Origin of the sequence: Pseudomonas sp. RC10-4-2 (assembly GCF_050433085.1) — a bacterium.
In the GTDB taxonomy this organism is placed as follows: Bacteria; Pseudomonadota; Gammaproteobacteria; order Pseudomonadales; family Pseudomonadaceae; genus Pseudomonas; species Pseudomonas aeruginosa.
The window spans coordinates 249,326-262,945 of sequence record NZ_JBNPXX010000001.1; the positions used below are offsets into that span (position 1 = coordinate 249,326).

The 13,620-nt window shown below is 66.9% G+C and carries 13 protein-coding genes; 4 read left to right on the forward strand and 9 right to left on the reverse strand.

Annotated elements, in window-relative coordinates:
• Positions 1-91: 91 nt before the first annotated feature.
• Positions 92-523 carry a hypothetical protein gene (locus tag FHW81_RS01155; protein ID WP_003114329.1) on the forward strand — a complete coding sequence of 144 codons (432 nt, stop codon included), beginning with the start codon at positions 92-94 and terminating at the stop codon, positions 521-523.
• A 72-nt stretch (positions 524-595) separates the two neighbouring features.
• Complete coding sequence (locus tag FHW81_RS01160) at positions 596-1,357, forward strand: YdcF family protein (RefSeq protein ID WP_003100328.1); 762 nt, start codon at positions 596-598, stop codon at positions 1,355-1,357.
• Positions 1,358-1,401: 44 nt separating this feature from the next.
• Here FHW81_RS01160 and lnt read toward each other — a convergent pair whose 3' ends face one another.
• From lnt to miaB, 5 genes are all read right to left on the reverse strand, one after another.
• Complete coding sequence (gene lnt / locus FHW81_RS01165) at positions 1,402-2,937, reverse strand: apolipoprotein N-acyltransferase (protein WP_019396852.1); 1,536 nt, start codon at positions 2,935-2,937, stop codon at positions 1,402-1,404.
• Positions 2,938-3,122: 185 nt separating this feature from the next.
• Positions 3,123-3,962, reverse strand: coding sequence for an HlyC/CorC family transporter (locus FHW81_RS01170; RefSeq protein WP_003093161.1), 840 nt, complete (start codon positions 3,960-3,962; stop codon positions 3,123-3,125).
• The gene (ybeY, locus tag FHW81_RS01175) at positions 3,959-4,441 is read right to left on the reverse strand and encodes an rRNA maturation RNase YbeY (RefSeq protein ID WP_003093160.1); all 483 of its coding nucleotides are present in this window, start codon (positions 4,439-4,441) and stop codon (positions 3,959-3,961) included. The genes FHW81_RS01170 and ybeY overlap by 4 nt, the downstream gene beginning before the upstream one ends.
• Complete coding sequence (locus FHW81_RS01180; RefSeq protein WP_003093159.1) at positions 4,431-5,453, reverse strand: PhoH family protein; 1,023 nt, start codon at positions 5,451-5,453, stop codon at positions 4,431-4,433. Before FHW81_RS01180 ends, ybeY begins: the two co-directional genes overlap by 11 nt.
• A 168-nt stretch (positions 5,454-5,621) precedes the next feature.
• Positions 5,622-6,962 (reverse strand): tRNA (N6-isopentenyl adenosine(37)-C2)-methylthiotransferase MiaB, encoded by a 1,341-nt coding sequence (gene miaB, locus FHW81_RS01185; protein WP_003093158.1) that lies wholly within the window; start codon positions 6,960-6,962, stop codon positions 5,622-5,624.
• A 128-nt stretch (positions 6,963-7,090) separates the two neighbouring features.
• Here miaB and FHW81_RS01190 point away from each other — a divergent pair, with 128 nt between their 5' ends.
• Entirely contained in the window at positions 7,091-7,423 is a 333-nt protein-coding gene (locus FHW81_RS01190; protein WP_003093157.1) for a DUF1820 family protein, read from the forward strand.
• 15 nt (positions 7,424-7,438) lie between these two features.
• On the opposite strand, the gene FHW81_RS01195 is transcribed toward FHW81_RS01190, so the two are convergent.
• From FHW81_RS01195 to FHW81_RS01210, 4 genes are all read right to left on the reverse strand, one after another.
• Positions 7,439-7,987, reverse strand: a complete 549-nt coding sequence (locus FHW81_RS01195) for a tetratricopeptide repeat protein (protein WP_003093155.1) — start codon at positions 7,985-7,987, stop codon at positions 7,439-7,441.
• 208 nt (positions 7,988-8,195) lie between these two features.
• Positions 8,196-9,479, reverse strand: a complete 1,284-nt coding sequence (hemL, locus tag FHW81_RS01200) for a glutamate-1-semialdehyde 2,1-aminomutase (RefSeq protein ID WP_003093150.1) — start codon at positions 9,477-9,479, stop codon at positions 8,196-8,198.
• Positions 9,480-9,516: 37 nt separating this feature from the next.
• Positions 9,517-10,146 carry a thiamine phosphate synthase gene (gene thiE, locus FHW81_RS01205; protein WP_003093148.1) on the reverse strand — a complete coding sequence of 210 codons (630 nt, stop codon included), beginning with the start codon at positions 10,144-10,146 and terminating at the stop codon, positions 9,517-9,519.
• Positions 10,147-10,156: 10 nt separating this feature from the next.
• Positions 10,157-10,954 (reverse strand): hydroxymethylpyrimidine/phosphomethylpyrimidine kinase, encoded by a 798-nt coding sequence (locus FHW81_RS01210; RefSeq protein WP_019396853.1) that lies wholly within the window; start codon positions 10,952-10,954, stop codon positions 10,157-10,159.
• Between the two features lie 210 nt (positions 10,955-11,164).
• On the opposite strand from FHW81_RS01210, the gene ladS reads away from it, so the two are divergent.
• Positions 11,165-13,552 (forward strand): hybrid sensor histidine kinase/response regulator LadS, encoded by a 2,388-nt coding sequence (gene ladS / locus FHW81_RS01215; protein WP_003093145.1) that lies wholly within the window; start codon positions 11,165-11,167, stop codon positions 13,550-13,552.
• Positions 13,553-13,620: the final 68 nt, after the last annotated feature.

A 13,620-nucleotide genomic window follows, 5' to 3' on the forward strand; every position in this document is an offset into this window, starting at 1 on the left:
CGCCGGGGGCGGTTCAGCCGAACGGGAACGCTAAGCTTGCCCTATGGGCCGTCGATGGCTGGCTGCCCAGTGGTACCTTCAGAGGTGTTCGATGGCTGAGCTGCAACGCGCGAGTGTAACGGGAGGTGGGCTGTACGAGAGGCTGCTGCAGCGTCTCGCCCTGGCTCTGGATGAAGCGGATACGGCCGAGCGCCTGCGTGACGAGCATCCCACGGAGCTTGAGTTGCGTGGTTTGAGCGAAGCGGAGATGGGGCTGATACGCGCCTATCTCGACCAGGACCTGCACTGGTTGCGCGGCTGGCATGCGGCCGCCGAGGAGCTGGCGCTGCTCGAGCGCCAGCCCGGCAGGACACCTCGGCCGCCCCGGCCGCAACCGCCGGCGCCCCGTCGCCACGTCTCGTTGAAACAGCGGCAACTGCTCTGTGCGCTCTGCGGTGCGCCGGTGCAGTGGAGCAAGGGGCATGGTGTGTTGCCGTGCGGCCATTGCGGCTCGCAACTGTTCCGTTCGGGCAACGGCCGCTAGGGTCTCTTTCCGGGAAGTTTCGCCAGGCGTCGCGCAATCCTTTAGATTGCCTCTTCCGACAGGGAGGGGGCGATGCCGATCCGTTATTTCTTCAAGCAACTTCTGCTGCCGCCGGGTGGCCTGTTGCTGCTGCTGTTTTTCGCTTTCTGGTGGCGCACCAGCCGACCGAGGCTGGCGCGGCTGTGCGGTGTCTGCGGGTTCTTCGGTCTGTGGCTGATGAGCATGCCGCTCAGCGTGGAGTGGATGGCGCGCTGGCTCGAAAGCGAACCGGCCCTGCTGGCGGAGGATCTACCGGGCCTGGCGCAGCGCGCCGACGCCATCGTCATCCTCGGTGCCGGCCGGCAGACCAACGACCCGGCCTGGGGCGACGATGCGCCGAGCCTGCTGGCGGCCGAGCGGCTGCGCTATGCCGCGCGGCTGGCCAAGACCTCGGCGCTGCCGGTACTGATCAGCGGCGGGTTGCATTACGGACGCCCGCCCAGCGAGGCGGCGCTGATGGCCAATGCCCTGTTGCAGGACTTCGGCGTGCCGACGCGCTGGCAGGAAGGTCTCAGCCGTACCACCTGGGAAAACGCCACCCTGAGCGCCCCGCAGTTGCGCGAGGCCGGCGTGCGCCGGGTGGTGCTGGTGACCCAGGCCTGGCACATGCAGCGGGCACGCTGGAGCTTCGAGCGCCAGGGGTTCGAGGTGATCCCGGCGCCGGTCGGCTTCCTCGGCGGGGCCAACCTGCGGCCCTTCGGCGGCTGGCTGCCGGAAGCGCAGGCCTTCTGGCAGAGCGGCATGCTGCTGAACGAGGCGATCGGCCTGGTCGGCTATCGCCTGTTCTACCGCTGAGACGCAACCGGCGGGGGCGCCGGTCTTTCCAGGAGGGGCTGGTTTCAGCCGAACAGGCGTCGCTCCTGCGGACGCAACTGGCGGCCGAGCAGAGCCCATAGCAGCAGCACGCCGGCCAACCCGGCCAGCGGCCAGACGCGGTATTGCAGATAGGGCGTCAGGCCCTGCATGGGTATCACCTCGCCGCGCAGGATGCCCTGCTGGAACTGCGGGATCTGCCGGACGATCCGGCCATAGGGATCGATCAGGCCGGTGACGCCGTTGTTGGTCGCGCGGATCATCCAGCGACCGCTTTCCAGGGCGCGCATCTGTGCCATCTGCAGGTGCTGCAAAGGGCCTATGGAAGTGCCGAACCAGGTGTCGTTGCTCACTGTCAGCAACACCTGGCTCTGCGCCGCGAGCGCGGCGGCGAACTCCGGGTAGACCACTTCGTAGCAGATATACGGGGCGATCTGGTAGCCCTTGGCCTTGAGCAGCGGCTGGTCGGCCGGACCGCGAGCGAAGTCGGACATCGGCAGGTCGAAGAAGGCGATCAGGCCGCGCAGCAGGTCCTGCAGCGGCACGTACTCGCCGAACGGCACCAGCTTCTGCTTGAGGTAGGTGCCCGCGCCTTCGCCGACCACGGTGATGCCGTTGAAGTAGCGACTCTTGCCGTCGGCGAGACGTTCACGCACCGGGACCCCGGTGATCAGCGCGGCGTTCTTCTCGTCGGCGACCTGGCCCATGGCGCCGAGGTAGCCGCTGGCCATGTCCTGGAGAATCGGCACCGCGGTTTCCGGCCAGACGATCAGGTCGACGTCCTGCTGCGGCAGGCTCAGGTCGCGGTAGAGGTCGAGTTGCGCGCGGACCTGATTCGGGTCCCATTTCAGCTCCTGGGCGATGTTGCCCTGGATCGCCACTACCCTCAGCGGTTCGCCGGCCGAATGGGTCCAGGCGTGGCCCTTGAGATAGAGGCCGGCCGCCCACGGGCCGAGCAGCAGGACCAGCCCCAGAAACAGGCTGGCACCGTGCGGGAAGAGGCGCGGCAGGTTCACCAGCAGGGCCGCGCTGAGGGCGATGACGAAGGAGGACAGCCATACGCCGCCCACCGGTACCAGCCCGGCCAGCGGTCCCTGCAACTGGCTATAGCCGGCGTAGAGCCAGGGGAAACCGGTAAGGAACCAACTGCGGAACAGCTCCAGTGCCAGCCACAGGGCGGCGAACGCCAGGGCGTCGCCCAGCGGCGCGTTGTCTCGGCGCAGGCAGCGCGCCCACAGCCAGGCCGGCAGGGCGAAGAAGAAGGCGACGCCGGCGGTGAAGCCGAGCATGAGGAAGCTTGCCAGCGGCACCGAGGCGGCGCCGTAGTCATGGATACTGACGTAGATCCAGCTGGTGCCGGCGCCGAACGCGCCGAAACCGTACCACCAGCCGCGCCACAGGGCGGACTTGCCGGGAAGGCCGCGCAAGCCGAGATAGAGCAGGGCGATCGAGAGGATCGCCAGCGGCCAGTAGTCGAAGGGCGCCAGGGCCAGGGGTGTGAGCGCGCCTGCGGCGAGTGCCAGCAGGTGTCCGGGCCAGCCGGGACGAGAAATCCAACGCATCGAATGTCCTTAGAGCCTGTTCAATGTCCGACTGCGCAGACCGGGGCCGCCTTCGGCTGCCGGACGGCAACGTCCGCGGCGACAGGGGAGTCTGGCGCAAGGCGCAAGAGTAAAGGAGGGGCTGGCGAGACGCCAGAAGGACGGCGCGGGAAGATGCCCCCTCCGCCGCGGCGGAGGGGGCGCGCTCAGTTCTGCAGGGGAGACAGGCGCAGCAGATGGACGCGGCGGCTGTCGGCGTTGAGTACGCGGAAACGGAACTCGCCCAGCTCGACCACTTCGTTGCGCTTGGGCAGGTGGCCGAAGGCGCTCATCACCAGGCCGCCCACGGTATCGAATTCCTCGTCAGAGAATTCCGAGCCGAAGAAGTCGTTGAAGGCGTCCACGGGGGTCAGCGCCTTGACGATGAAATCGCCGCTGGGCAGCGGCTTGATGTAGCTGTCCTCCTCGACGTCGTGCTCGTCCTCGATATCACCGACGATCTGTTCCAGCACGTCCTCGATGGTCACCAGGCCGGCCACGCCGCCGTATTCGTCGATGACGATGGCCATGTGGTTGCGGTTGGCGCGGAATTCGCGGAGCAGCACGTTGAGGCGCTTGGATTCGGGGACGAAGGTAGCCGGACGCAGCAGTTCCTTGATGTCGAAGGGACGCTCGTCGTTGTGCAGGATCAGTGGCAGGAGGTCCTTGGCCAGCAGTACGCCCATGACGTCGTCGAGGCTTTCGCCGACCACCGGGTAGCGCGAGTGGGCGGCTTCGATGATGGCCGGAAGGAATTCCTTCGGCGTCTGGGTCGAGCGGATGCTCATCATCTGCGAGCGCGGCACCATGATGTCGCGCACCTGCAGGTCGGCGACCTGGATCGCCCCCTCGACGATGGACAGCGCCTCGCTGTCCAGCAGCTTGTTGTCGTGGGCATCGCGCAGCAGCTCGAGTAGCTCCTGGCGGTTTCTCGGCTCGTGGGCAAAAGCCTGGGTGATCTTGTCCAGCCAGGACTTGTGCCCGTTGCTCGATCGGTCTTCGCTCATTTTTCCTTGCTCGGTGGCTCTTCGTCGTCGCAGGCGTACGGATCGGGATGACCCAGTTCCGCCAGCAATTCACGTTCCAGTGTTTCCATTTCTTCCGCTTCGGCGTCGTCGATGTGGTCGTAGCCGAGCAGGTGCAGGCAGCCGTGGATCACCAGGTGGGCCCAGTGGGCCTGCAACGGCTTGCGCTGTTCCAGGGCTTCGCGGGCGACCACCGGGGCGCAGATCACCAGGTCGCCGAGCAGCGGGATATCGAGAAGCTCGTCCGGGACATCGGCGGGGAAGGACAGCACGTTGGTCGCGTAGTCCTTGTGCCGGTAGGTGCTGTTCAGTTCCAGGCCTTCGGCCTCGTCCACCAGGCGGATGGTCAGCTCCGACTCCGGACGCTGGCGCAGGGCCAGTTCGCACCAGGCGCGGAACTGCGCTTCGGAGGGCAGGTCCGGGGCGGCGCTAGCGACCTGCAGGTCGAGCTCAAGCGGCATCGTGACCGCCCTTGCCCGTTCCCTCGACCGGCCGCACCTGGCCTTGCTGGCGGCTCTCGTGACGCTCGTAGGCTTCGACGATACGCTGCACCAGCGGGTGGCGGACCACATCCTTGGGCTTGAAGTGGGTGAAGCTGATGCCGGGGACGTCCTGCAGGACCTCGATCACGTGCTTGAGGCCGGAGCGGGTGCCGCGGGGCAGGTCGACCTGGGTGACGTCGCCGGTGATCACCGCGGTGGAGCCGAAGCCGATCCGGGTGAGGAACATCTTCATCTGCTCGACTGTGGTGTTCTGGCTCTCGTCGAGGATGATGAAGCTGTTGTTCAGCGTGCGCCCGCGCATGTAGGCCAGCGGCGCGACCTCGATGACGTTGCGCTCGATCAGCTTGGCCACGTGTTCGAAGCCGAGCATCTCGTAGAGCGCGTCGTAGAGCGGGCGCAGGTAGGGGTCGATCTTCTGCGACAGGTCGCCGGGAAGGAAACCGAGCTTCTCGCCGGCCTCGACCGCCGGGCGCACCAGCAGGATGCGGCGGATCTGCTCGCGCTCCAGGGCGTCGACGGCGCAGGCCACGGCGAGGTAGGTCTTGCCGGTGCCGGCCGGACCGATGCCGAAGTTGATGTCGTGGTCGAGGATCGCCTTGACGTAGCGCTGCTGGTTGGCGCCGCGCGGGCGGATGTGCGCCTTGCGCGACTTCAGGGTGACCTGCGGCGCGCTCTGCAATTCCTCGAGGTCTTCCAGGCCGGACTCCTGCAGGTACAGGTGCACGGTGTCGGGAGTGAGATCGGTGCCGTTCTGCGCCTCGCGGTAGAGACGCTGCAGCAGGCGTTCGGCAACCTTGGTCCGGCGCGGTTCGCCGGCCAGTTCGAACTGGTTGCCGCGGTTGCGGATCTCGATGTCGAGGCGTTTCTCGATCTGGTGGAGATGCTCGTCGAACTGCCCGCAAAGTGTCGCGAAGCTGCGGGCGTCGAACGGCTCGAGGATAAAGCGATGAAGTTCCTGGGGGGCGTTCAAGGTGTTCTGTCGTACTCGCCAGTGGCTGATTGATAGGGAAGAGAATAACCGCTGGATATCGTCGCGCAAAGTTGCCGTATCGCGGCGGCGCTTTCCCGGTTCCCGCTGAAACGTTGGTGCACCGTGGCGGCGGGAAGGTTCAGCGAGCCCGCCGTACGGTCGTCGGCCTCAATGCAGGGTGCTGTCGATCAGGGTACCGCGCAGCGAGTGCGGCAGCGCGTCGTCGATGTGCACCTGGGCGAACTGGCCGATCAGGCGTGGATTGTCGCAGCGGAAGTTGACGATCCGGTTGTTCTCGGTGCGCCCCTGGAGCATGCCTGGGTCCTTCTTCGAGAAGTCGGTGACCAGGATCCGCTGGGTGCTGCCGACCATGCGCCGGCTGATCTCGTAGCCTTGCTGGTGGATGCGGCTCTGGAGGATCTGCAGGCGCTGTTTCTTCACTTCTTCCGGCAGGTCGTCGGCGAGGTCGGCGGCGGGCGTGCCGGGCCGCGCGCTGTAGATGAAGGAGAAGGAGAAGTCGAAGCCGACGTCCTCCACCAGCTTCATGGTCTGCTCGAAGTCCTTCTCGGTTTCGCCGGGGAAACCGACGATGAAGTCGGAGCTGATGCAGATGTCCGGTACCGCGGCCTTCAGCTTGCGGATACGCGACTTGTATTCCAGCACGGTATGGTTGCGCTTCATCGCCGCCAGCACGCGGTCGGAGCCCGACTGCACCGGCAGGTGGATGAATTTCACCAGCTCCGGCACCTCGGCGTGGGCCTGGATCAGCGCGTCGGAGAATTCCAGCGGGTGCGAGGTGGTATAGCGGATGCGCTCGATACCGTCGACGGCGGCGACCACCCGCAGCAGTTCGGCGAAGTCGGCCAGGCGGCCATCGTGGGTCAGGCCGCGGAAGCCGTTGACGTTCTGTCCCAGCAGGGTGACTTCGCGGACGCCGTTCTCGGCCAGGTGGATCACTTCGGCGATCACGTCGTCGAATGGTCGGCTGACTTCCTCGCCGCGGGTGTAGGGCACCACGCAGAAGCTGCAGTACTTGCTGCAGCCTTCCATCACCGAGACGAAGGCGGTGGGGCCATCGACCCGCGGTTCCGGCAGGCGGTCAAATTTCTCGATTTCCGGGAAGGACACGTCGACCTGCGGCTTGCGCGTGCTGCGCGCGGCGTCGATCATTTCCGGCAGGCGGTGCAGGGTCTGCGGGCCGAAGACCACGTCGACATAGGGCGCGCGCTCACGGATCGCGGCGCCTTCCTGGCTGGCCACGCAGCCGCCGACGCCGATCACCAGGTCGGGATTCTGCTGCTTCAGCTCGCGCCACATGCCGAGCTTGGAAAACACCTTTTCCTGGGCCTTCTCGCGGATCGAGCAGGTATTGAGCAGGATGACGTCGGCCTCGGCGGCGTTTTCGGTCACCTCGAGGGCTTGGTGTTCACCGAGCAGGTCCGCCATTCGCGACGAGTCGTACTCGTTCATCTGGCAGCCGTGGGTTTCGATGAAAAGCTTCTTGGCCATGCGCTTCGTCGGACAGTTCGAAAAGGACCGCGCATTATAGAGGGCGGGGCCCCCGGTTCCTAGCGTTGCTGGCCGAAAGGCTGTGCTATGATTCGCGCCCTTCATTTTCCGGCATTGCTTTCCCCGCCATGAACAAGCGCGAAAACCCCATCTACAAGGTGATTTTCCTCAACCAGGGCCAGGTCTTCGAGATGTATGCCAAGCAGATCTACCAGAGCGATCTGTGGGGCTTCCTGGAAATCGAGGAGTTCGTCTTCGGCGAGCGCACCCAGGTGGTGGTGGACCCCAGCGAGGAGAAGCTCAAGGCGCAGTTCGAAGGCGTTCTGCGCAGCTTCGTGCCGATGCACGCGATCGTCCGCATCGACGAGGTCGAGCGCCTGGGTACGCCGAAGATCAGCGAGGCCAAGGGCGCGGGCAACGTCATGCCGTTCCCCATGCCGATGCCCGGCAAGAGCGACTGATTCGCGAAAGGGACGTCAGGGCAGCGGCGCGAAGGGCGTGACGCCGCCGGCAGTCTGCAGTTCGATCAGGTAGTTGCGGAAGATCTGCCCCAGCACCCGGGTGGCGATGTCCAGTTCGTCGCGGTTCATCTGCTCGGCTACCAGGTCGGCGCTGTCCAGGGCGTCCTCGGCGCCGTTCACCGCTGCCATCTTCAGCACGATGTAGGCCTGTACGTTGTTCGCCGGAACCCCTTCGCCACGGAAGAACATGGTGCCGAGGTGGTACTGGGCCTGGGCATGGCCCTGTAGAGAAGCTTTCTCGAACCAGTTGAGGGCGGCCTGGAGGTCGCGCGGGATGCGCTCGCCGTCGTAGAAGAATTCGCCCAGTTCGTATTGCGCCTCGGCGTCGCCGCCATTGGCGACCTGCTGGCAGGCGGCGAGCGCCTGTTGCAATTCTTCGGGAACGGTGTTCAGCGCGCAGCGGCCGGTCGCTGGAATCAGCAACGAGTTGCCTCCCGCCTGCGCGAGCAGCGGCTGGAGGATCAACAGGCAACCCAGGGCGAGGGTGCGGCCGGTACGGAACATGAGGGGAAGACACCTCCTGGATCGGGGCGGGCAAGGGCTGCCCGGCCAACGAAATGCGCTGACCCTCACATTATGAAATAAGCCGACGCCTCCTTACAAAGTCTTTACTGTCTTTTCGGGAACTTTGTCGGCGCGTTTATGCATTTCGGCTAGGAAGGCGTTCCGGCGGGGAGGAGGGCGGCGCCCGGGAAGGGCGCCGCGAAGAGGATCATTTCAGCGCGGCGAAGGCTTTTTCGGCGGCGTTCAGCGTGATTTCCAGCTCCTTGTCGCCATGGGCGATGGAGGTGAAGCCGGCCTCGAAGGCGCTAGGCGCAAGGTACACGCCACCGTCGAGCATCAGGTGGAAGAAGCGCTTGAAGCGTTCGACGTCGCTGGCCATCACGTCCTCGAAGGTGACGATGGCGTCGGCGCCGCTGAAGTACAGGCCGAACATGCCGCCCGCCTGGGTGGTGACGAAGGGGATGCCGGCGGCATCCGCGCGCTGTTGCAGGCCGTCGAGCATGCGCGTGGTGTAGGCGGTCAGTTCGTCGTGGAAACCGGGGCGGCTGATCAGGCGCAGGGTGGTCAGGCCGGCGGCCATTGCCAGCGGGTTGCCCGAGAGCGTGCCGGCCTGGTAGACCGGGCCCAGCGGGGAAATCTGCTGCATGATCTCGCGCTTGCCGCCGAAGGCGCCCACCGGCATGCCGCCGCCGATGATCTTGCCGAAGGTCGACAGGTCCGGGGTGACCCCGTAGTAGGCCTGGGCGCCGCCGAGGGCGACACGGAAGCCGGTCATCACTTCGTCGAAGATCAGCACCACGCCGTGTTCGTCGCAGGCTTCGCGCAGGCCTTCGAGGAAGCCCGGCGCCGGCGGCACACAGTTCATGTTGCCGGCAACCGGCTCGACGATGATGCAGGCGACCTCCTTGCCGACTTCGCCCAGGGTCTTGCGCACCGCCTCGATGTCGTTGAACGGCAGGGTCAGGGTGTGCTTGGCGAAGGCCGCCGGAACGCCCGGGGAGTTCGGCACGCCGAAGGTCAGGGCGCCGGAGCCGGCCTTCACCAGCAGGCTGTCGGAGTGACCGTGGTAGCAGCCTTCGAACTTGATGATGCTGTCGCGCCCGGTGTAGCCGCGGGCCAGGCGGATGGCGCTCATGGTCGCCTCGGTGCCGGAGCTGACCATGCGCACCATCTCCATCGACGGCACCATGGAGCAGACCAGGTCGGCCATTTCCACTTCCAGCGCGGTCGGCGCGCCATAGGACAGGCCGTGGTCGAGTTGCCGGCGCACCGCGTCGAGCACGTCCGGATGGCTGTGGCCGAGGATCATCGGACCCCAGGAGCCGACATAGTCCACGTAGCGCTTGTCGTCCTCGTCCAGTACATAGGCGCCTTCGGCGTGCTTGAAGAACAGCGGGGTGCCGCCGACGCTCTTGAAGGCGCGCACCGGGGAGTTGACCCCGCCGGGAATGTGTTTCTGGGCGTTGTTGAACAGCGTTTCGGAACGGGACATGGCTAGCTCTCTATCTCTCGGGCGAGGCGCGGAGGCGTCAGGCAGGTTCGAACAGGGCGCTGAAGGCGCGGGCGCGGCGTTCCACCTCGGCGGCGGACGCGGCGGCGAACAGCGCATGGATCACGGCGACCAGATCGACGCCGCGGGCGATCAGGCCGGGCGCGGTGTCGAGGCTGATGCCGCCGATGGCGGTGATCGGCAGGTGCAGGCGCGGCCGGGCCTGGTCGAGCAGTTCGACGCTGGCGGCGGGGGCGCCGGGTTTGGTGCTGGAATTGAAGAAGCGGCCGAAGGCGACGTAGCTGGCGCCCTCGGCCACCGCTTGCTCGGCCAGTTCCAGTTGGGCGTGGCAGGTGGCGCCGATGATCGCCTGGCGGCCGAGCAGGGCGCGCGCCGCCGACAGCGAACCGTCGGTCTGGCCGAGGTGCAGGCCGACGCCCAGGCGCGCGGCGAGTTCGGCGTCGTCGTTGACGATCAACTGCGCGCCGTGGCGTTCGCAGAGTTCGCGCAGGCTTTCCGCCTCGCGCAGGCGCCGCGCCTGGTCGCTGGATTTGTCGCGGTATTGCAGCAGGCGCGCGCCTCCGCGGAGCGCGGCTTCGACGTAGGGCAGCAGGCGGCCGTCGTCCAGTAGCTGGCTATCGGTGATGGCGTACAGGCCGCGCAGTTTCATCGGCTGGCTCTCAGTGACAGAAGTCGGTGGGCAGGCGGCGCGGCACGTATTGGCCGTGGCCCGGACTCTCGGCGTCGCGCAGGGCCCGCCAGGTGTAGTCGAGGGCGCTCTGCACGGCGCCGTGCAGCGCTTCGCCGAGGGCGATGCGACCGGCCAGGGCGCTGGCCAGGGTGCAGCCGGAGCCATGGTAGCTGCCGGGCAGGCGCTGGCAGGTGAAGGTGCGGCGGCTGCCGTCGCGGCTGTACAGGCGATTGTGCACTTCGCTTTCGTCGCCGTGTCCGCCGGTGATCAACAGGTGCTCGCAGTGTTCCAGCAGGCGCTCGGCGCACTGGTCGGCGCTGCCCTCGGGCAGGTCGGCGAGCAGGCGCGCTTCCGGCAGGTTCGGCGTGGCGATGGTGGCGCGCGGCAGCAGCCGCTCGCGCATGGCGAAGCCGACGTCGCCCTTGCCCAGCGCACCGCCGCCGCCGGCGCGCAGCACCGGATCGCAGACCACCGGCAGGTGCGGGTGGGCGGCGAGGATCTCGGCCACCGTGTCGACCATCTCCAGCGAACCGAGCATACCCAGCTTGACCGCCGCGACGGGCAGGTCGGCGAGTACGGCGTTGGCCTGGGCCAGCACCCACTCGCGGTCGAGGACGCGGAAGTCGCTGACGTTGACGGTGTCCTGCACGGTCAGCGCGGTGACCGCCGGGGCGGCGTGGCAGCCCTGGGCGAGCAGGGCTTCGATGTCGGCTTGCAGTCCGGCGCCACCACTGGGGTCGTGACCGGACAGGCAGAGCACTACGGGGCGGGAAGTCGGTGTTTTCATGGCGCGTGAGCTTACCACTAAAAGCGCTTCGTGGCGGCTGCGCGGACGACCTTTCGGGCGCCGCGCCCGGGCCCTGCGTGACACGTCCCGGGCCTGACGTGGCGTGGCGTGTGCTAAAGTTCGGCGAATATTCATACAACGCTCGCCAAGGGCGGACCATGACGAGGGAGGTGGGGCTCCCGGTCCGTTCGAGGAGCACTGCGGGGCATCATGCGGCACTGGCTGATTCTCTTTCTTCTTGCGTTGCCGTGCCTGGCGGGTGCGGTGAGCTTCAACGAGCAGGTCGAGCGCCTGCCGCTGGGGCAGTCCATCGACGTGTTCGAGGACGTGCGCGGTAGCGCCGATATCAACGACATCACCTCGCGGGCCATCGACAGCAGCTTCCGCCGCCATGACAAGGACGTGCTCAATGCCGGCTATTCGCGCTCGGTGTTCTGGTTGCGCCTGGACCTGGACTACCGGCCGGTCGCCTCCAGCGATCCGCGCACCTGGCTGCTGGAGCTGGCCTATCCGCCGCTGGACAAGCTCGACCTCTACCTGCCCGATGGCCAGGGCGGCTACCGCCTCGCCCAGCGCACCGGCGACACATTGCCGTTCGCCAGTCGGCCGATCCGGCAGAACAACTACCTGTTCGAACTCGGCCTCGAGCCGAACAAGCCGCAGCGTGTCTACCTGCGGCTGGAAAGCCAGGGGTCGATCCAGGCGCCGCTGACCCTGTGGTCGCCCAAGGCCTACCTGGAGGAGCAGCCCGAACGCATCTATGTGCTCGGCATCATCTATGGCGTGCTGCTGGTGATGCTGATCTACAACCTGTTCATCTTCCTCAGCGTCCGCGATACCAGCTATCTCTACTACATCCTCTATATCGCTTCGTTCGGGCTCTACCAGGTCTCGGTGAACGGCGCCGGCATCGAGTACTTCTGGCCCGACAGCCCCTGGTGGGCGAACGCCGCCACGCCATTCCTGATCGGTTCGGCGGCGCTGTTCGGCTGCCAGTTCGCGCGCAGCTTCCTGCATACCCGCGACCACAGCGTGTGGGTCGACCGCGGCCTGCTGGCGCTGATGGCGGTCGGCGCGCTGGTCATGCTGATGGCGCTGACCATGAGCTACGCCGTGGCCCTGCGCCTGGCCACCTACCTGGCGCTGGCCTTCACCGGCCTGATCTTCGCCGCCGGCATCCTCGCCTGGCTGCGCGGCATGCGCGTGGCGCGCTATTTCATCATCGCCTGGACCGCCTTCCTTCTCGGCGGCATCGTCAACACCCTGATGGTCCTCGGCTACCTGCCGAACATGTTCCTCACCATGTATGCCAGCCAGATCGGTTCGGCGCTGGAGGTGGGCTTGCTGTCGCTGGCACTGGCCGACCGGATCAACGCAATGAAGGAGGAGCGCGCGCGAATCCTCCAGGAGTCCAGCCGCAAGCTGGAAGCGCTGAACCAGGAACTGGCCAACAGCAACCGCCTGAAGGACGAGTTCCTCGCCACCGTCACCCACGAACTGCGCACCCCGATGAGCGGGGTGATCGGTTCGCTGGAGCTGATGCAGACGGTGCCGATGGACGTCGAACTCGCCGAGTACCAGCGCACCGCCGCCGGTTCGGCGCGGGACATGATGCGGATGGTCAACGACATCCTCGCCCTCATCGAACTGCAGGCCGGCAAGCTCTACCCGCGCCGCGAGCCGTTCAGCCTGCGCGGCCTGTTCGACAGCCTGCGCGCGCAGTACGCGCCGCGCGCCGAGGAGAAGGGCCTGCGCTTCGCCCTGCAACTGGACGACAGCCTGCCGGACACCCTCGAAGGTGATGCCGGCAAGCTGGCCCAGGCGCTGGGCTACCTGGTCGACAACGCGATCAAGTTCACCGCCAGGGGCAGCGTGACCCTGCGCGTCGCCGCCGGGCGTACCCATGACGGGGTGGCGCTGCGGGTGGAAGTGATCGACACCGGCATCGGTTTCGACATGGCCGCCGGCAGCGACCTCTACCAGCGTTTCGTCCAGGCCGACAGCTCGTTGACCCGTGGCTACGGAGGCCTCGGCATCGGCCTGGCTCTGTGCCGCAAGCTGGTGGAGCTGCTTGGCGGCGAGCTGACCCACGAGTCCCGGCCGGGACAGGGCAGCCGCTTCCTCCTGCGCCTGCAACTGACCCAGCCGGCCCAGGGCCTGGCGCCGCCGCCGCGGCGCGCCGGCGGGCAGGCGGTGCGGCGTCCCGAGGAGTGCACGGTGCTGGTGGTGGAGGACAACGCCATCAACCAGTTGGTGACTCGCGGCATGCTGCTCAAGCTCGGCTACCGGGTGCGCACCGCCGACAACGGTAGCGAAGCCCTGGAATTGCTGGCGCGCGAGCGGCCGGACGGCGTACTGCTCGACTGCCAGATGCCGGTGATGGACGGCTTCGCCACCTGTCGGGCGATCCGCGCGCTGCCCGGCTGCGCGGAACTGCCGGTGCTGGCGTTGACCGCCCACAGCCACAGCGGCGATCGCGAGCGCTGCCTGGCGGCGGGCATGAGCGACTACATGGCCAAGCCGGTCAAGTTCGAAGAGTTGCAGACCCTGCTGCACGATTGGCTGCTGTGCCAGCCGATCGTCACCAAGTCCGCCTGAAGCCGTTCCGCGGCTGGCTGAAATGCCGGCCTGCGCGACCTGTATGTCTCTTTAGGCAAAGCCTGAAG